1 protein-coding gene is annotated in these 235 nt (G+C 70.2%); it reads left to right on the plus strand.

Annotation, left to right across the window (positions count from 1 at the left end; genetic code table 11):
• Positions 1-130 (plus strand): helix-turn-helix domain-containing protein (locus tag ACQG3P_RS23975; RefSeq protein ID WP_426806447.1); only part of this gene is annotated, 130 nt, incomplete at its 5' end.
• Positions 131-235 lie beyond the last annotated feature (105 nt).

Consider the following 235-nt stretch of genomic DNA (forward strand, 5'->3'; position numbering starts at 1 on the left):
GGACCAGGCGCTGCTGGAGGCGGCGCTGCAGATTAACCAAGGCCGCCGTGCCGTCGCCGCCGCGCGGCTGGGCATGGGCCGGAATACCCTGACCCGCAAGCTCGGCGCCGGGCGCCGACGCGGCGGATGAAACCCGCGTTCACCGCCGTTCATGGTGTGTGGACGCCCCCACCGCTAGTTTGCAGATCCAAGGAGTCCCCCATGCGTCGTTCACACAGCGCCCTGCTGACGCCGA

Origin of the sequence: Stenotrophomonas sp. SrG (assembly GCF_050031795.1) — a bacterium.
Classification (GTDB): Bacteria; Pseudomonadota; Gammaproteobacteria; order Xanthomonadales; family Xanthomonadaceae; genus Stenotrophomonas; species Stenotrophomonas rhizophila_A.